Origin of the sequence: Marichromatium bheemlicum (assembly GCF_012276755.1) — a bacterium.
In the GTDB taxonomy this organism is placed as follows: domain Bacteria; phylum Pseudomonadota; class Gammaproteobacteria; order Chromatiales; family Chromatiaceae; genus Marichromatium; species Marichromatium bheemlicum.
Window position 1 is genome coordinate 13670 of sequence record NZ_JAAXKX010000024.1, and the last position, 18028, is coordinate 31697.

The 18028-nt window shown below is 67.2% G+C and carries 14 protein-coding genes; 6 read left to right on the forward strand and 8 right to left on the reverse strand.

The annotated features are described in order from the left end of the window. Positions 1-430: 430 nt before the first annotated feature. The 3 genes from bchE (at position 431) to HF203_RS13765 (ending at position 4115) form a co-directional block, all read left to right on the forward strand. Positions 431-2071: a magnesium-protoporphyrin IX monomethyl ester anaerobic oxidative cyclase gene (gene bchE, locus HF203_RS13755; RefSeq protein ID WP_168670653.1), complete on the forward strand. Its 1641-nt coding sequence runs from the start codon at positions 431-433 to the stop codon at positions 2069-2071. Positions 2072-2211: 140 nt separating this feature from the next. Beyond that, the gene (locus HF203_RS13760; RefSeq protein WP_168670654.1) at positions 2212-3780 is read left to right on the forward strand and encodes a cobyric acid synthase; all 1569 of its coding nucleotides are present in this window, start codon (positions 2212-2214) and stop codon (positions 3778-3780) included. Positions 3781-3794: 14 nt separating this feature from the next. Further along, entirely contained in the window at positions 3795-4115 is a 321-nt protein-coding gene (locus HF203_RS13765) for a cysteine-rich small domain-containing protein (protein ID WP_168670656.1), read from the forward strand. On the opposite strand, the gene HF203_RS13770 is transcribed toward HF203_RS13765, so the two are convergent. From HF203_RS13770 to HF203_RS13780, 3 genes are all read right to left on the reverse strand, one after another. Next, entirely contained in the window at positions 4112-5371 is a 1260-nt protein-coding gene (locus HF203_RS13770; protein WP_168670658.1) for an HD-GYP domain-containing protein, read from the reverse strand. The two genes, HF203_RS13765 and HF203_RS13770, sit on opposite strands and share 4 nt — an antisense overlap. A gap of 250 nt (positions 5372-5621) precedes the next feature. After that, a complete protein-coding gene (locus HF203_RS13775; protein WP_168670660.1) occupies positions 5622-6176 on the reverse strand; it encodes a GNAT family N-acetyltransferase in 555 nt (184 codons plus the stop codon). Positions 6177-6184: 8 nt separating this feature from the next. Then, a complete protein-coding gene (locus HF203_RS13780) occupies positions 6185-7798 on the reverse strand; it encodes a phospholipase effector Tle1 domain-containing protein (RefSeq protein ID WP_168670662.1) in 1614 nt (537 codons plus the stop codon). A 322-nt stretch (positions 7799-8120) separates the two neighbouring features. On the opposite strand from HF203_RS13780, the gene nfsB reads away from it, so the two are divergent. The 3 genes from nfsB to HF203_RS13795 all read left to right on the forward strand — a co-directional run bounded on the left by nfsB (position 8121) and on the right by HF203_RS13795 (position 10108). Continuing rightward, entirely contained in the window at positions 8121-8774 is a 654-nt protein-coding gene (gene nfsB / locus HF203_RS13785) for an oxygen-insensitive NAD(P)H nitroreductase (RefSeq protein ID WP_168670664.1), read from the forward strand. Between the two features lie 234 nt (positions 8775-9008). Beyond that, on the forward strand, positions 9009-9377 hold the full coding sequence (locus tag HF203_RS13790; protein WP_168670666.1) for a CidA/LrgA family protein: 369 nt from the start codon (positions 9009-9011) through the stop codon (positions 9375-9377). Continuing rightward, positions 9374-10108 carry an LrgB family protein gene (locus HF203_RS13795; protein ID WP_168670668.1) on the forward strand — a complete coding sequence of 245 codons (735 nt, stop codon included), beginning with the start codon at positions 9374-9376 and terminating at the stop codon, positions 10106-10108. The genes HF203_RS13790 and HF203_RS13795 overlap by 4 nt, the downstream gene beginning before the upstream one ends. Positions 10109-10421: 313 nt before the next feature. Here the strand turns inward: HF203_RS13795 and HF203_RS13800 are convergent, their stop codons facing one another. The 5 genes from HF203_RS13800 to HF203_RS13820 form a co-directional block, all read right to left on the reverse strand. Further along, positions 10422-11324, reverse strand: coding sequence for a PEP-CTERM sorting domain-containing protein (locus HF203_RS13800; protein ID WP_168670670.1), 903 nt, complete (start codon positions 11322-11324; stop codon positions 10422-10424). 957 nt (positions 11325-12281) lie between these two features. After that, the gene (locus HF203_RS13805; protein ID WP_168670678.1) at positions 12282-13181 is read right to left on the reverse strand and encodes a PEP-CTERM sorting domain-containing protein; all 900 of its coding nucleotides are present in this window, start codon (positions 13179-13181) and stop codon (positions 12282-12284) included. Between the two features lie 191 nt (positions 13182-13372). Then, positions 13373-14764: a hypothetical protein gene (locus HF203_RS13810; RefSeq protein ID WP_168670680.1), complete on the reverse strand. Its 1392-nt coding sequence runs from the start codon at positions 14762-14764 to the stop codon at positions 13373-13375. Next, positions 14761-15594 carry an outer membrane lipoprotein-sorting protein gene (locus HF203_RS13815; RefSeq protein WP_210424788.1) on the reverse strand — a complete coding sequence of 278 codons (834 nt, stop codon included), beginning with the start codon at positions 15592-15594 and terminating at the stop codon, positions 14761-14763. The genes HF203_RS13810 and HF203_RS13815 overlap by 4 nt, the downstream gene beginning before the upstream one ends. A 135-nt stretch (positions 15595-15729) precedes the next feature. Continuing rightward, complete coding sequence (locus tag HF203_RS13820) at positions 15730-18009, reverse strand: efflux RND transporter permease subunit (RefSeq protein ID WP_168670682.1); 2280 nt, start codon at positions 18007-18009, stop codon at positions 15730-15732. Positions 18010-18028: the final 19 nt, after the last annotated feature.

The window sequence follows — 18028 nt, forward strand, 5'->3', positions numbered from 1 at the left end:
GGCCGATGGTAACAGTATCGGTGTCGGACCGTCAGCCGTATCGATCGTGGCGCATTCGGGGATCCGTTGGTAAGATGCCTGCCCGACGTGATACCGGCTTTTTGCAGACATGATGCGGGCGAGAGTTTTTCCCACAAGGGTTTTGTGGTTGGCAGCACCGAAGGGGCTGACGCATGCTCGCGGATCGTGGTCGATGCTGGCCCATGCGTCATCTACACCGACTGTTTCGAATTTGGCCAAGCGCTCGCCCGTCACAGGACTCCCGTCATGATCGATTGCCACCGCACGCCGCCGAGCGCTTCGTTCGCCCCGGCCGTGGCGTGTTACGCCGGTCGACGGTCTCTGTGCTTACTGTCGCAGTCTGGCGGGGCTTCACTACACTCAGCAGAGCCCAGCTGAGTCCGACGATCGAGATAACCCGGAGCTGACAATGCGAATCCTTTTTGTCCACCCCAACTATAGCGCCGGTGCCGCCGATATCGCCGGCAACTGGTCGCCGGCGTGGGTTGCCTATGTGGCTGGCTATCTGAAGTCCGGCGGCTACGAGGACTACCACTTCCTCGATGCGATGGTGGACAAGCTCGACGACGATCAGCTGCGTGCCGCCATCCGCGAGATCGAACCCGATATCATCGCCACCACCGCGATGACGCCGATGATCTACGCCGCGCAGCACCTGCTGAAGGTCGCCAAGGAGGAGCGTCCGCAGGCGATCACCGTGCTCGGCGGTATCCACGCCACCTTCATGTTCCAACAGGTGCTCGAAGAGGCGCCCTGGATCGATGCCATCGTGCGCGGTGAGGGCGAGGCGGTCACCCTCAACCTGGTGCGCTGCATCGATCAGGGGAAGTGGCTGACCGAGCGCGATCAGGTCAAGGGCATCGCCTTCCTCGACGGCGACGGTCAGGTGGTCGCCACCCCCGCCGAGCCCTCGATCAAGGACGTCGACTCGATCTGGCCGGACTGGGGCATCCTCGATTGGAAGAAGTACATCTACATCCCGCTCGGGGTGCCGGTGGCCACGCCCAACATGGCGCGCGGCTGCCCCTTCACCTGTAGCTTCTGCTCGCAGTGGAAGTTCTGGCGCGATTATCGCGTGCGTGATCCCAAGCGCATGGTCGACGAGATCGAGGAGCTGGTGAAGGTCCACGGCGTCGGCTTCTTCATCCTTGCCGACGAAGAGCCGCAGATCAACAAGAACAAGTTCGTCGCCTTCTGCCAGGAGCTGATCGATCGCGACCTCGGCATCCACTGGGGCATCAACACCCGAGTGACCGACGTCATGCGCGACGAGGAGCTGTTGCCCTTCTATCGCAAGGCCGGTCTGGTGCACGTCTCGCTCGGCACCGAGGCGGCCGCGCAGCTCAACCTCGACCGCTTCGTCAAGGAGACCACGGTCGCGCAGAACAAGCGCGCGATCCAGCTGTTGCAGGAAAACGGCATCGTCACCGAGGCGCAGTTCATCGTCGGTCTCGAGAACGAGACCCGCGAGACCCTGGAAGAGACCTATCAGATGGTCATGGACTGGGGCGCGGACATGGCCAACTGGTCGATGTACACCCCCTGGCCATTCGCCGACATGTTCGCCGAGATGAGCGATCGAGTGGAGGTCTTCGACTACTCGAAGTACAACTTCGTCTCGCCGATCATGAAGCCCGACAACATCGACCGCGCCGAGCTGCTCGACGGGGTGATGTCCAACTACCGACGCTTCTACATGAAGCGGATGCTGTTCCAGTACCCCTGGGTGAAGGATCCCTTCCGTCGCAAGTATCTGATCGGCTGCATCAAGGCCTTCCTCAAGAGCGCCATGGAGCGTCGCTTCTACCAGCTCGGTAAGCAGAACTACTGGGGGCCGATGTTCAAAAAGCTGATCAAGTTCGACTACGACAAGAGCAAGGCGAAGATCGTCGAGCCGGATCACAATGCCTGGAAGAAGGCACCGCCGGCCAAGCGCCCGGCGGTGGCGGCCACCGGTGCCGCGCCCCAGGCCTGTGCCGGGCCCAAGGCCTGTGGTGGTGGTGATCAGCAGATGACCGAGGAGCAGATCAAGCAGTACGAGAACGCTTGATCGGCGATCTGCCCCGAGTCGGGGCACTGCGTGCCGGGCCTCGCCCGCTGCGCGGCGCCTCGCTCAACCCCCCGTTCTGATTGCATCGGCCCGCTTCGTCGGATGGCGAATGCGGGCCGTGTCGTTCCGAGATTCATCGCATGACCGATTCTGCACCGACGATCAAGATCGACCTCCCTCCGCTGCGCGACAGTGGTCCGCGCCGTGCCCGCACGCTGATGATCCAGGGCACCGCCTCGGATGTCGGCAAGAGCATGCTGGTCGCCGGCCTGTGCCGCGCCTATGCCCGCCGTGGTCTGGTGGTGCGCCCGTTCAAGGCGCAGAACATGAGCAACAACGCGGCGGTCACCACCGACACCGATGCCGCCCCCGAAGTCGACGGCGAGCAGCCGCGCGGCGAGATCGGTCGTGCCCAGGCGCTGCAGGCGCGCGCCTGCGGGGTCGCGCCCTCGATCCACATGAACCCGGTGTTGCTCAAGCCGCAGAGCAACGTCGGCTCCCAGGTGGTGCTGCGTGGGCGCTCGCTCGGCAACTGTCCGGCGCGGGTCTACCACGAGATGCGCCAGGGGCTGATGCCGGCGGTGCTCGACAGCTTCGAGCGGCTCTGTGCCGAGGCCGATCTGGTGCTGGTCGAGGGCGCCGGCAGCGGCGCCGAGGTCTATCTGCGCGACTGCGACATCACCAACATGCACTTCGCCGAGCGCGCCGAGGTGCCGGTGGTGGTGCTCGGCGACCTCGACAAGGGCGGCACCATGGCCTCGCTGGTCGGCACCTGGCTGCTGCTCGATGAGGCCGACCGCGAGCGGGTGGTGGGCTACATCGTCAACAAGTTCCGCGGCGACTTCTCGCTGTTCGAACCGGCCTGCGAGACCATCACCGAGATCACCGGCTGGCCCTTCCGGGGCGTGCTGCGCTGGTTCGAGGGGGCGGGGCGGTTGCCCGCCGAGGACTCGCTGGCGCTCGAGCGCCCGGCCGAGACCAGCGGCGGCGTGCTCAACGTCGCCATCCCGCGGCTGTCGCGGGTGGCCAACTTCGACGACATGGACCCGCTGGCCGCCGAGCCGAGCGTCAACCTGCGCTGGATCCAGCCCGGCGAGGCGATCCCCGCCGAGACCGACGTGGTGATCCTGCCCGGCTCCAAGGCCACCCGCGCCGACCTCGACTGTCTGCGCCGCGAGGGCTGGGATGTCGACATCATCGCCCATGTGCGCCGTGGCGGCCGGGTGGTGGGGCTGTGCGCCGGCTACCAGATGCTCGGGCGCGTGGTGCGTGACCCCCAGGGTATCGAGGGCGAGCCGGGCGAGACCCCCGGGCTCGGGCTGCTCGATATCGAGACCGAGATCGGCGGCGACAAGCGTCTGGTCGAGATCGATGGCCACGATCAGCGCAGCGGCTGTCGCCTCACCGGCTACGAGATGCACATGGGGCGCACCGCCGGGGCCGGGCTCGAACGCCCCTGGCTGATGCTCGACGATGGCCAGGGCGGGGTGCGCGCCGAGGGCGCGATCAGCGCCGACGGGCGGGTGATGGGCGGTTATGTCCACGGCCTCTTCGCTGGTGACGCGTTCCGCGCCCACTGGCTCGACCAGGTTGGCGCCCAGGCCGCGCGGATCGACTTCGAGGCACGCATCGAGGCCGCGCTCGACGCCCTGGCCGATCACTGCGAGGCCAACCTCGATCTCGACGCCCTGCTGACACTGGCGCGCTGAGGCGGAGGGGCATCGTGACCGAACCCAAGGAGCTGACCGACAACCCGTCCTTCAAGGGTTTCACCAACCACGACTGCCCCTTCTACCCCTGTCACCCCGGGGTGCGGCGAACGTTCAACTGTCTGTTCTGCTACTGCCCGTTGATCGCCTACGACTGTCCCGGCCCCTATCGCATCTACACCGACCGTCACGGCAACCGGCGCAAGGACTGCACCGCCTGCCGCCTGCCGCACGAGGGCTATCATCCCGCCTGGTCGTTCATCCAGAAGTGGCTCGATGATCCCCGTCCCTGGGATGGTCAGCCGCAGCGGCGCCGGACTCGCTCCGAGCGCTAGCCGGCGAGTGCCGGTGGTGCCACGCCCTGCAGTGCCTGGCGAACCGCGATCAGGACCTCACCGGAGTGACGGACCCAGGTCTCGAGTGGCGCCGAACGGGCGCCGGCCCGTCGTAGTGTCTCCAGGCGCAGTCGCCGCAGCCTGAACAGCGCCTCGCGCAGCAGCTGCTCCTGTTCGAGTCGGACCCGGTGGTCGTCGCCGAGCAGTTCGAGATCCGAGCCCATAGCGCCGGGGGCGAGTCCGGCACGGACCAGCATCAGCCTGATCTCGGCGAGCTTGGCGACGACCAGCCCGGGGGCGCCCGGCGGTGGATCGAGTACCGCCCAGAGCGCGTCGAGGGCCTCGAGCAGGTGCTCGGCCTCGAACTGCGGCGGCGGGAGCGGGAGCTGTCCGATCTGTTCGCGCATCGCCGCGATCAGTCGTCCGATCAGCGCCCGGCCGAATCCGGTGCCCTGGGTCTTGGCGATGGTGAGCATGTCGTGCATGCCGAGGCGCTGGGTGGTGGAGACCACGAACTCGGTGAAGGCGAGTAGGGTGCCGAGTCGGCTCAGGGCGTTGTGCCCGCGGCCATGGGGATAGCCGCTGCCGTCGAGTCGTTCGTGGTGCTCGAGTACCGCTCGGGCGACCCGGCCTCGGGTGTGGGGTTCGCCCTCGAGGATCAGTGCGCCGATCCTTGGGTGGGCATAGAACTGGCTCCAGTGCTCGGGGCGCAGTGGCTGAGAGGGGGCTAGGGCGGCGGCCTCGAGATGGAGGATGCCGATGTCGTGACAGAGTGCGGCCAACGCCAGTCGTGCCTGATCGCGCGGCTCGAACCCGCAGGCGGTGGCCAGGGCGACGGCCGTGAGTAGGGTGGCGACACTGTGCTCGAACAGCTCCGGGTAGAGCGGGCGGGCGACACCGAGCTTGTTGCCGAGCACCCCGGGGAGATCGAGCTGTGCTGGGATCTGGGTGGGATCGTGGTGAGCGCCGCCGAGGGCGGTGACGAGGACGCGCAGCGGCTGGTCGCGTTCGAGCAGTCGTTGTGCGTCCTCGATGAGGGTGGTGCGCTCGATCCGCTCGGCCACTCGGGTGGTGTGATCGATCGGTTCGAGGAGCTTCTGGCGCAGCAGCCGTTCGAGCACGGCGCGGTCGATGCGGGCGCCGCGGCGTAGCAGCTTGGCGCCGTTGGCGGCGCGGATGTCGGCGCTGGCGGCGACCTCGTGCGACTCGCCCAGTTCGGCGAGGCGGCGGATATAGACCGACTCGTCGACCCTCATGGTCGGGACTTGGGCGCGGGTTGTGGGGCGAGGCGGGGCACTGGGCATCCGTGTCGTGTTGGCTTGAGCGGGGCGGCATCTTGCCGTCACTGCACCCCGAGCGGGGGTAGCCACCCCATCTTACCACTGCGGGCGGCTGGTGGAGACAAACCGATAGGGGCGGTTTCAGGGCGGGAGCATGGGCTCGGTCAGATACTCGCTCGTCGGTGGGGCGGACCGCGCCGCCAGCGACGCGGTCCGCCGGGCTCGCTCAGCCTGCTGTGCAGGCGGCCATGACGCCATCGTTGGGGAGTGGGCGCGCCATCCGGATGACCTTCACCGCGACGTCTTCCTCCGGCTCTCGGCACCAGTGGTGGTGGAGGACGTGATAGCCGTGACGGGCGTAGAAGGGAGCGGCATTGAAGGTGGCGTCGAGTTCGATGCGGCTGCTGCCGTTGATCTGGGCGCTGTGTTCCATCGCCAGCAGCAGCCGGCGTCCGACGCCGTGCTTGCCGTTGTCGGGGTGGACATAGAGTGCAGCAAGTTCGGTGCAGGCGCGTTCGAACCGATGGCGCCAGGCGGAGAAGCCGAGCGCCCGGGCGTCGACGACGTCCTCGGCGATCATGAAGGTATAGTCGGCCATCGCCTTGCGATAGCGTGCCGGGGTCAGGCAGGCGCTCCAGGCGCTCAGGGTCTCGGCGCGATAACAGGCCGTGCACCCCCGCCGCACTGCAGCCCCCTGAATCTCGGCGAGTAGGGCGATGTCACTGCGCTTGGCGCGTCTGACCCTGATGGTGTTGATCGTGCTGGACGCGGTTCGATCCATCTCCTCGTTCACTCCAGACGCTGGATGCTGAGTCGAATTCGACCGGCGTTGTTGTCGTAATGTTCCTGCACGTCGTTGGCATAGCACAGCAGCTCACCGCTGGCCGGCGGCTGGATGATCGGCGGCGGGAAGGCGCCGAGGCGGAAGGGGTGGCGGGTACCATCCTGCTCGTGGATCTCCCCGACCAGCTCGAACCAGCGTGCCTCGGGGTGCTGGCGTTGGTGCTCGATCAAGCGCACCAGCGGTGCGCTCAGCCGGCGCAGGCCGTGCAGATCATCGCGGTCCCAACCGTCGGCCGAGCAGGGCGGTAGGGTGCCGTCCTGCCACACCTGGGTCGGGGCGAGCGCGATGCGGTAGCGCGCGCCGGCCTCGAGGTGGAGTCGCCAGGGCTGTTGGGCGAGATTGCGGGTGCGGGCGTCGACCTCGATCTCGACCCCCTGGCCGGGCGTGAGTCGGCCGTCAGCCGGCAGCTCGGCCTGGGGGTTGGGATTGTCCTCGGCCCAGCGATCGAGCCTGTCTGTGAGCGGGGCCAGTGGGGCCGGACGCCACCAGGCGCAGTCGCGCCAGCGCTGGGCGACGCAGGGGTGGAGGTCGAGAGATTGCTGCGGGGCGTGGGCGCGCAGCCGGGGCCGGGTGTCGTGATGGAGTTGCAGGGGCGTGCGCGCGGCGGGGGTATAGGGTGGTGAGACGCTGTCGTCGACGAAGATGCTCGGGTCCGCCGGGGCCAGACCCTCGATGATCGGGCCGGGACGCTTGAAGTGGCCGCTGACATCGACCTCAATGCCCGCGGTGTCGATCCCGAGCCCGAGATCGGCGGCCTGTTCGAGCATCCAGCGCAGGGCGATGCTCGAGAGCCCGCGCTTCTCGAAGCAGCCGCCACCGATGCAGCCATGATCGCCCGGGAACCAGGTCTCACGAACCTGGGTCCGGATCGGGTCCTCGGCGTCGGCGAGGGTGACCATGAATTGCGCCCGGGCCTCGTCGAGTGCGACGGCATGGGCGACGTGCTCGACGTGTGCGCCGATACGGTTGTTGTGGAAGCGGTAGCGGCGATTGAGCGCGCGGTCGAGGGTCAGCCCAGGGATGATGTCGGGGAAGCCGAGGCTGCCGACCGTGTCCCAGCAGCCGAGCAGGCGGATGGGGGCCGGTGGCGGGGCGTGTTGTGCGCGCAGGTGGCGGTAGCGTTCGACCTCGGCGCTATCGGCCTCGGGGTCGCGATAGAACTCATAGGCCTCACGGATATGGCGCAACTGCTGGCGCTGGAGCAGGCCGGCGGCGCCGATAAAGCCGGCGAGGCTGCGTACCGTGTAGGCCCCCCGGCTGAACCCGAACAGATAGATCTCGTCGCCCGCGCGGTAGTTGAGGACCAGGAAGCGGTAGGCGTCCATGATGTTCTTGTCGATGCCACGCCCGAAGGCCCCGCCGATCACTGCGGTGAGTTCACGGGTGATCATGCCGACCCCGCCCTCGGCGCCGAGGCCCTCGTCGTAATAGACCAACTGATCGGTCTCCGGGGCGCCGCCTCGTGGCTGAGTCGCCTGGGCGAGTTGGACGACATTGGTGGGGTAGTCGGATTCGAGGTCTTGCCAGGTGCCGTCGCAGCAAACGATGAGTCGTTTCATGGAGTGCTCGCAGGGTGTGTCCGTCGGGACCTGAAAGCATATTCTTTGCGGGGTTTTGATACACGCCGAGTATGCGGTAAGCCGCTGCCCGGTCGCGATGCGCTGGGAGGCGCTGGCGCACGCGCCGGTGAGGTGTCGCCGTGTCGGTGATGGATCTGGTAGCCTTCGCCGATTCCGGATCCTCGTGCCCGGCCCGTCCGCCCGCCCCGGTGGGTGCGATGTGCCGGGGAGGGGGCCGGCGGTGCGCCGCCTCGCCGTTGATGCGCGGTGTCTGTTGTTGACCCTGCTCCAGGAGGCACGCCCGCGCGCGTGCTCGATATCGATGAACATTGCCGATTACGCCCAGACCCGTCATGCCGCCAAGGCCTTCGATGCCTCGCGCCGCATCCCCGAGGCCGAGATCAAGGCCCTGCGGGCCCTGCTGCGTCATGCCCCGTCGTCGGTCAACTCGCAGCCCTGGCACTTCGTCATCGCCGCCACCGAGGCCGGCAAGGCGCGGGTGAGCCGCTCCACCGAGGCCGGGCACACCTACAACACGCCCAAGATCGTCGATGCCTCGCACGTGATCGTCCTCTGCGCCCGTACCGAGATCGACGAGGCCCATCTCGAACGACTGCTGGCGCAGGAGCGCGCCGATGGGCGTTTCGTCGATGCCGAGGCCGAGGCCCGTCAGCGCGCCACCCGAGGCTTCTACGTCGGGCTCCATCGCGATGAGCTGGGCGATCTCGATCACTGGGCCGAGAAGCAGGTCTATCTGGCGCTCGGTTCGCTCCTGCTCGGCGCCGCCACCCTGGGACTCGATGCCTGTCCGATCGAGGGTTTCGATCGGGCCGTACTCGATACCGAACTGGGGTTGCGTGAGCAGGGCCTGAGTGCGGTGGTGCTGGTCGCGCTCGGCTATCGCGCCGAGGCCGATTTCAACGCCGGACTGCCGAAGTCGCGCCTGCCCGAGCAGACGCTCTTCAGCGAACTCTGAGCGCGCCGGGCGAGGTCCTTCACCCCTTGTCGATGTGCTGTAAAAGGGTTCGGCGTCTGGGGCCGACTGCCGCAGGCACCCGTACGCCATCGTCTCGTGTCTGGTGCCCCAGACCTCGGGCGGGGCCAGGGTGCTGGGGGCCGTCACCCCGGCCTTGATCCGCTGATGATCGGGTCCCGATCCGGGGCCCGATCGCTTCGTCAACGCTTGTCCTGATCGAGATCTTCCACCACGATGATTCAGGCCCTGACCCTGATCCTGACCTGCCAGCTGCTCGGCGAGAGCATCGTCCTGCTGTTTGACCTACCACTTCCCGGCCCGGTGCTGGGGATGCTGTTGCTGTTCCTGTGGTTGCTGGTGCGCGGCGGTGTCTCGGTACCCGTGGCCGAGGCCGCTGACGGGTTGCTCGCCCATCTGCCGCTGCTGTTCATCCCCGCGGGGGTCGGGGTGATGGTCCACTGGGCGTTGCTGCGTGCCCATTGGCAGGCGCTGGGGGCGGCGCTGTTGCTCGGGACCCTGATTGCCCTGGTGGCCACCGCCCTGGCCATGCAGGTCACCCTGTGGCTGGTGCGCCGGGTGCGTGCGGTTCGGGGGCGGTCGTGACCGAGATCCCGCTCGAGACCCTGTGGGTCTATCTCGCCGCGCGTCCGCTGTTCTGGCTCACCCTCACCCTGCTGGTTTGGCTCGGCGCGCGCCGGCTCCAGGTCTGGTGTGGTGGGATGGCCTTGCTCAATCCGGTGGTCTTGACCATTGCCATCCTGATCGCGCTGTTACAGCTCACCCACACCCCCTATGCGCAGTACTTCGACGGTGCCCAGTTCATCCACTTCCTGCTGGGGCCGGCGACCGTTGCCCTGGCCATCCCGCTCTATCGCTTGCGGGCCGAGCTGCACGTGCTGGCGCTGCCGATTGCCGTTGCACTGATCGTTGGCGCGGTGGTGGCGATCGTCAGCGCGGTGGGGCTGGCGGCGCTCTTCGGCGCCGATCATGCAGTGCTGCTCTCACTCGCGCCCAAGTCGGTGACTACGCCGGTGGCCATGGGGATCGCCGAGAAGCTCGGTGGTATCCCGGCGTTGACCGCCGCCCTGGTGGTGCTCACCGGGTTGATCGGGGCGCTGTTCGGGGTCGGGCTGCTGCGTGGGATCGGGATCCGCGACCCGGCGGTGATCGGGGTCGCGCTGGGGACCGCGGCGCACGGCATGGGCACCGCCCGGGCCTTTCAGCTCGGTCATCGTGAGGGCGCGATGGCGGGTCTGGCGATGGGCCTCTCGGCGGTGCTCACCGCCTTGCTGTTGCCGTTGCTGCCACGCGGCTTGGCTCTGCTCGGGATGTAGGGTGTGGGGCGACCAGCGGATTGAACCGCCAAGTCGCGAAGGACGCGAAGGGAAAACAACTAGCCTAGCAGTGGGTGTTCTTCCTCCCGCCGTTGGCCCAAGACATCAGCCGCTGGCGCTTGCATGGGCCCGCTGGTGGCTAGAGCCGAGGGGGTCCGCAATGGGGTGCAGCGGTGGGCGCCGAGCAACATCGAATCCCGTTGCGTGCCTTGGGTCTTGGTGGCTCACCATCTGCTGTTTGCTGGTGCCCCAAACGCCGACGGCGGCCCGGAGGCCGCCGTCGGATCATGCTGGTCGAAGTGGTGTCGGGAGGTCAGGCGTGCTTGCGCCGGCGGGTGCTGGCGAAGCCGATGCCGAGCAGGCCGGCGCCGAGCAGCCCGAGGGTTGCCGGCTCGGGGATGGTGCCGGTGATCGAGCCGTCGAGTGTGGTCTGGCGCACCACGGCGCCATCGCCGTTCGGCGCACTGACTAAGAGCAGCTCGTCTGGGGTCGGGATCGGCGGGTTGACATTGGTGTCGAGCACCAGGCGCGGGGTGCCGCCGGCGGCGAGCTTGTCGTGGGCGTCGAAGAAGACGCCGTTCTCGTTCTGGATGAAGAGGAAATCGTCCACCACGAAGGTGATGTCGAAGAATAGATCCAGGTTGGCCCCGCTCAGTACTGAACCGGTGAGTTCACCGCTGAAGACCAGTCGATCGTTGGTGTCGTCGTCGAGGTCGTTGAAGTAGACGTCGAAGGTGCCGCTGTGATAGCTGGGTCCGCTGGCGCTGAGGTCGCCGAAGAAGGTGTATTCGACCTGCAGGTCCCAGGTCTGCAGGAAGCCTTCGTTGTCGGAGCCGAGCGGCGGGACCAGCGGGCTCAGTGCGTCGATGTCGCACTGGCCGCGCGGACAATCGGGCAGGACCAGATCGACCTCCTTGGAGCCGTCGAGCGAGGTGCCCGAGGCGGGGATGCCGTAGCTGGCGAGCGTGGCCGGATCGTTGGTGTCGAAGAAGGACCCGAACACGCTGTTGTCGGAGTAGTCGTAGATCGAGGTGGCGAACAGCTGGTTATAACCGAACTCCTCGAAGATGCCGGTGCTGGTGTCGGGGTCGAGGCCGCCGTTGCGGCGTCCGTCGTCGTAGCTGTTGGAAGGAAGGTTGATGTACATCGGGCTGGCGCTGGCGACAGTGGCGCCGAGCATGGCGGCGACTGCCAGCGAGGTCGTCAAGCGCTTCATGGGGCTCTCTCCCTGCGAGGTTGCTATGAGCTCATGGTCGAGGTGCTGTCGGTGTCGGCTGTCTCGGGTGTCACGACAGGTGGCCTCGATATGGCTTTAAGCAAGTGTTGAGCCGTGATTGTTTTATCCATTTTTTTCAGATTGTTAACGGTCTCAGAAGCCTTTTTCCTGACGCCGTCCGTCCCAGGCGTAAAGTTTTTCGACAGGGCTTGTCGGCCGCCAGCCGGAAGGATTGAACCGCCAAGATACCGTCTTGCCTGTCAATCGACGATCATGCAACACCAGCCTCGCCGACTGGAGGCTGGAAGCTGGTTTGAACCGCGAAGACACGAAGCGCGCAAAGGGGAGAAAAGCCTTCAGCGACCAGCCTCCAGCCCGTAGGTTGGGTTGCCCATACATCACCGATCGACGAATCCTCGGGACTCCAGGACAGGCAACCCAACATCGCCACCAGGCGGCCGCCAGCGGGTTGAACCGCGAAGACACGAAGCGCGCAAAGGGGAGAAGAGCCTTCAGCGACCAGCCTTCAGCCCGTCGGTTGGGTTGCCCATACACCACCGATCGACGAATCCTCGGGACTCCAGGACGGGCAACCCAAGATCGCCACCAGGCGGCCGCCAGCGGGTTGAACCGCGAAGATATCGTCTTGCCCGTCAATCGCCGATCCTGCACACCAGCCTCGCCGACTGGAGGCGGGAAGCTGATCGCTGGCGACTGGCAGCTAGACGCCGAGAGAGCCTGCAACGGTGAGCGTCGAGCAACATCGAATCCCTTCGCGCCCTTCGCGCCTTTGCGGTTCAATCTGCTGGCTGCTGGCTGCTGGCTGCTGGCTGCTGGCTGCTGGCTGCTGGCTGCTGGCTGCTGGCTGCTGGCTGCTGGCTGCTGGCTGCTGGGGTTACCCAAACGCCGACGGCGGCCTGGGGCCGCCGTCGGTTCAGTGAGACGCCGGGCCGGTGCTCAGCCGTGTTGGCGACGTCGGGTGCCGGCAAAGCCGATGCCGAGCAGGCCGATGCCGAGCAGACCGAGGATCGTGGGCTCGGGGATGGTGCCGGTGACCGAACCGTCGAGCGTGGTCTGGCGGATGGCGGCAGGACCGCTCGGGCCGGCGACGAGCAGGAGTTCGTCGCTGGTCGGGACCGGCGGGTTGACGTTGGTGTCGAGCACCAGTCTGGGGGTGCCGCCTGCCAGAAGTTGGTCGTAGGCGTCGAAGAAGACGCCCTTGTCGTTCTGGATGAAGAGGAAGTCGTCCTCGACGAAGGTGATGTCGAAGAACAGATCGAGGTTGGCACCTGTCAGCAGTGAGCCGGTGAGGTCGCCGGTGAGGATCAATCGGTCGTTGGTGTCGTCGACGAGGTCGTTGAAGTAGACGTCGAAGGTGCCACCGCTATAGGTGGGACCGCTGGCCCCCAGGTCACCGAAGAAGGTGTATTCGATCTGCATGTCCCAGGTTTGCAGATAGCCCTCGTTGTCGGTGCCGAGTGGCGGGACCAGGGGGCTGAGCGCGTCGATGTCGCACTGACCGTTGGGGCAGTCCGGCATCGTCAGGTCAACGGTGGTGATGCCATCGAACGCGGTGCCGGAGGTGGGGATGCCGTAGGCCGCGAGGGTGGCCGGGTCGTTGGTATCGAAGAAGGACCCGAGGATGGTGCCGTCGGTGAAGTCGTAGATCGAGGTCGCGAGCAGCTGATTGTAGCCGAACTCGGAGAAGATCCCTGTCGTGGTGTCGGCATCGGGCGCGCCGATGAAGCGTCCAGCGTCGTAGCTGTTGTCGGGGAGGTTGAGGTACATCAGGTTGGCGGTGGCGACGTTGGCACTCAGGGCGCTGGCCACGGCCAGGGAGATCGTCAAGGTCTTCATGCGTCCACTCCTGCGAGGTTGCTGTCGGTATGTGGTTGGCAGCATCCGGTGCTGGAGTTGTCCTCGACGGTCTAGTTGCAGATCTTGAGCCAACTTTTTTTATTATTGTTTTTCAGTATCTTGGGTTTTCATCTTTAGGTGTCGAGTGGCGCGAGGATGAGGATGTGTAAAACGCTTCGACGGCATTGGGCTCAGTAACGCACCCGCCAGCCGGTGGCGATGAGGGTATCGTCGGCATAGAAACCGCCGAAGGTGCCGTCCTCGCCGTCGAAGTAGTGCGCGCCGAGATAGAACTCGTGGGGCTCGCGGGCGATGTAGGCGATCTCGGGGTTGAGATAGAGGTCGTGGCGGTTGAGTCCGGCGGCGAAACGCAGCCGACCGCGCCAGCGACCCTGGCCCCACTCGCTCTCGAGCTGGCCGTTGAGGCTGAGGGTGTCGACCCAGTCGATCACCGGTGGCGCGTCGAGCAGGTGACGCCCGGCCAGTTGCAGGTTGACGCGGGTGTCGGCGTCGCCCGGGTAGAACTCGATCCCGGCCACCCAGTCGAGCCCGGCGACGGTGTCGAGACGCAGGTCACGGGTGGTCACCGGGACGTCGCTGAGCCAGGCGGCCTCGAGGCGCAGCGTGGCGCCGCCGATCACCACCCCGAGGTCACCGCCGAGGATGGTGGTGTAAGGGTGACGCCCGAGGAAGGTCGGGCGCTCGCCGCCGGCGGCGAGCGCGCTGGCGACATCGGCGCCGGCGAGCAGCGCACGACGCACCGCCGGGTCGAGTTCGTAGTAGGGCAGTGAGTGACGGGTGTGCTGCACGGTGAGGGCGTAGTCGAGACCGCTCAGACTCTGGCTGAAGCGCAGACCGGCGCCGGCGCCGCCGGGGCGATCGTCGCCCGTGCTGGCGCCGCGCACCAGGGCCGCGAGCAGTGGATCGGGGCGGATACCCAGCAGTCGTCCCTGGTCACGGTCGACCGGGTACCAGACGCTGTCGTCGTCGGGCAACTCGGCGGGGCGGAATTCTGGGATCACCACCAGGTCGAGCTTGTGGTCTGTGCCGAACTCCTCCCAGCGCAGCAGCGGCACGGCACGGCGGCGGTCGTCGAGTTCGTCGATGGCGAAGCGGCTGATGTCCTGCACCGAGAGCCGGTCGGTCGGCGGGATCTCGTCGACCCGCCCCCAGAGCACGGTCTGGGCACCGAGGGTGAGGCGTCGCTGCGGGTTGCTGTAGCGCAGATAGCTCTCGTCGTAGTCGAGCGCGAGCGCGCGCAACCGGTCGGCGCCGGACTGGGCATCGGCATCGAGACGCAGTGCCGCGCGCAGCGTCCAGGCCGGCGCCGGGCGCCACGCGGCGGCGACCACCCCGGTGAAATGGACGTTGGTGGCCGCGCGCGCTTCGCCCTCGGTGAAGGCGCCGAACTCGGTCCACAGCCGATCGACACCAAGTTGCAGCCCGTCCTGCTCGGTCGTGGCCGCTGGCTCGGGCAGCGTCGTGGCCGGCGGCTCGGGCGTGCCGATGATCAGCACCTCCTGCGCCTGGATGGGGGCTGCGGCGAGCGCGAGCAGCAGCGGTGCGAGGACGCGGGGACTCATGGCCGGAACCTGGACTCGAACGCCGGGTCCTCGAGCGCGCGGCGCGAGAACAGCACCGGGTCGAGCCCGCGGTCATAGCGGGTGAGGGTGCTGGTCATCCGTGTCTGGTGGCCGCTGCCGAGATCGGTCATGAGGCTGTCGGTCACCGTCCAGTAGCCCTGAATGCGTTCCAGCCGGCGGGCGGTGAAGCGCTTGAAGGGTTGGTTCTGGCCGGGACGGAAGAAGTCGATGCGCAGCGCCACCCGCGCCTCGGGGTGGATCCAGCTCAGCCGCTTGCCATAGACCGAGTTGGCGGGGTCGACCGGGGTGCTCTCGAGCACCTCGGTCTTGACCCCCTCGTAGGTCTCCTGACGCAGCCAGCGGTGCTCGTCGAGGGCGACGCGGCGATCGCGCAGGTCCTCGTAGAACAGGTCGGAGCCGACGAAGCGCCCGCCCTGGCGGGCGGCGGGGATACGCCTGGGCTTGCCGAGCGCGGGTAGGTAGACCCATTGATCGCTCTCGCCGGCGCGATGGTCGATGGTCAACAACCCAGTGTCGGCGATGTCGCCCGGCGCGGTGAAGCGGATCAGGGTGGAGACCTCGCCGCCGCCCTGGTCGCGACGGTAGATAAACATCTCGCGGGTGCGCGGGGCGTGGCCGCGCTCCTGCAGCACCATGGTGCCGCGGGTGGTGAGGTCGCGCCCATCGGGGCGGTCGTAGACCTGCTGGGCGAGGCGCGTCCCCTCGGGGTCGGCCTGAGCTGGTCCCAGGGTGGCGCAGGTCAGCGCGAGCGGTAATAGGACTCGCCAGAATGGCGCGCGGCGCGGGAGAGGGCGCGATGGGAAAGGCATAGGCATCCTCGTTTCAGGCTTGGCCCGGCGGTGTGCAGGGGGCCGCGCGGACCTGGTGTGCCGCCGGGCCGAACACGATGTCGTCCGCTTAATGTGTTCGTTCTCGCCTGCGTTGCGGCTAGTCTGCTTTGGGTTTCAGTGCCTTGTCCAGTGCGGTCGGACACGGTGGCGGTGATCGCGCAATCGGCCGACGGCGATCAGTAATGCCGGCAAGAGCAGCAGATCGAAGACCAGCGCGGTGAGCAGGCCGACGGCGGTGAGCAGGCCGAACTCACGCGTCGGCACGAATGCCGAGGTGCCGAGCAACAGGAACTGGCCGCACAGGATCAGTGTGGTGGCCACCACCGCGCGACCGGTGTGTTGATAGGCGCGGGCCAGTGCCCACACCCGCGAGCCGTGCGCGGCGAGGTGGCGACGATAGGCATGGAAGAGGTGGATGGTATCGTCGATGGCGATGCCGGCGGTGACGCTGGCGATCATCGCGGTGGCCATGTCGAGCCAGATCCCGAGCACCCCCATGGCGATGAAGATCAACAGGATCGGGGCCAGATTCGGCACCATGCACAGCGCGGCGTCGCCGGGGCGGCGCCACATCGCCAGCATGAACAGCGAGATCAGCACCACGGCGGCGGCCAGGCCGCGGATCTGACCATCGATCAGCAGCTGTTCCTGATCGGCGAACAATCGGCCGAAGCCGGCCACCCGCACCTCCATGTCCTGCAGGTCGAGATCGGCAAGGTGTGCCTCGGTCCGCGCGATGAAGGCATTGATCGCGCGCGCGCCACGGATGTCGAGATTGAGCGTCAAGCGGGTGCGTGCGAACTCCCGGTCGACCAACTCGTAGAGATCGGTGCCGTCGTAGATGAAGAGATATTGGGCGATCAGCCGGGGATCTCGGGGCAAGGTGCGGTAGTCAGCGCGTTCGTCGTGGAAGCCCCAGTGCATCTCCTCGATCAGGTCGACCATCGATAGGGTATGGCTGACCTCGGGTTGGTCTTCGAGCCAGTCCTGAACGGTGTCGATCACCGCCAGGTGCTCGGGGCGCTTGAACGCATCGCGTGCGCCGACATGGAACACCAGTTCCAGGGTGGTGGTGCCGATCAGTCGGTCCTGGATACGAGTGTTGGCCTGGGTGATGGGGTGCGCCTCGGGGAAGAAGCGCAGCATGTCGGTCTCGGTGTGGATGCGCCAGATCTGCGGGACCCCCAGCGCCAGTACCAGGGCGGCGATGGCCAGCACCCAACCGGCGTGACGCATGCCGAGGTGACGCAGCCAGGCGACGGCATGATCGAGCGGGCGCAGCGCGTGGCCGCTGTGCCAGCTGCCCCGGTCCCAGCGCGCAAAGATCGGTGGCACCAGCCCGATCACGATCGCGCTCTGCGCCAGCATCCCCGCCGCCGCGACCAGGCCGAAGGCGGCAATCGGCTGGATCGAGCTGAAGCCGAGCGAGGCCAGTCCGGCGGCGGTGGTCAGGGCGGTGAACAGGGTGGGGCGGGCGACCCGGCGGCGCGCCCAGTCGACCCGTGCCGGTCCGCTCAATCCGCGCTGTGCCGCCTGACTGAGGGCATTGAGCCAGTGGATCAGCGAGGCGATGGTCAGCGCCGACATCAGCGGCGGCAGGATCGCCGAGACCAGGGTATAGGGCTTGCCGGCGAGCACCAGCAGCGCGACGGTGAGATTGACCACCACGGCGATCACCAGGGCACTGACCGCGACCGCCAGCACCCGCCGAAACAACAGCCAGATGATCAGCAGGCCGAGCCCCATGGTCGCCGGCACGAAGGTCAGGGTGTCGCGGATCATCGCCCGCAACTGCGCGACATCGAGCGCCACCTGTCCGGCGAGGGCCGTCAGTCGCCCCTCCAGCCCGGCTGCGGCGATGGCCGCGCGGGTGTCGCGCTCGAGGGCAAGGCGCTGCAGACTGTCGCCGAGTTCGATCGGGCGCACGATCAGCGCCATCGCCTGGCCGTCGTCGGCGACCAGGTAGGAGGCGGCGAGTCGGTCGTCGAGTACCCGCTGGCGCCGTTGCTCGCTGTCGAGTCCGGCGGCGATGTCGTCGTCGAGGAGCGGCTCGACGACGAAGCCTTCAGCGGCGGCGCCGATGTGGTCGACGCTGGAGACGGCCAGTACGCGCTCGACCTTGGGGTTGCGCTCGAGCGCCTCGACCAGTCCGAACAAGGGCTGGAGCGCGGCGTCGCTGAACAGGTCGTCGCCCTCGAACAGGGCGATCAGCACCTGGTCCGGGGGGAAGTCCTCGCGCAGCCTGGACTCGAAGCGTACCGCCGGGGCATCGCTCGGGAAGTAGGCCTCGGGGGCGTTGTCGAGATGGATCCTGGAGAGCAGGGCGCCCGAGATTGCACCGAGCAACAGCAGCAGCGTGAGTGCGAGCACCCCGGAGAGACGAGCGACGGTCATACCGGTGTCCTTGTTCCTT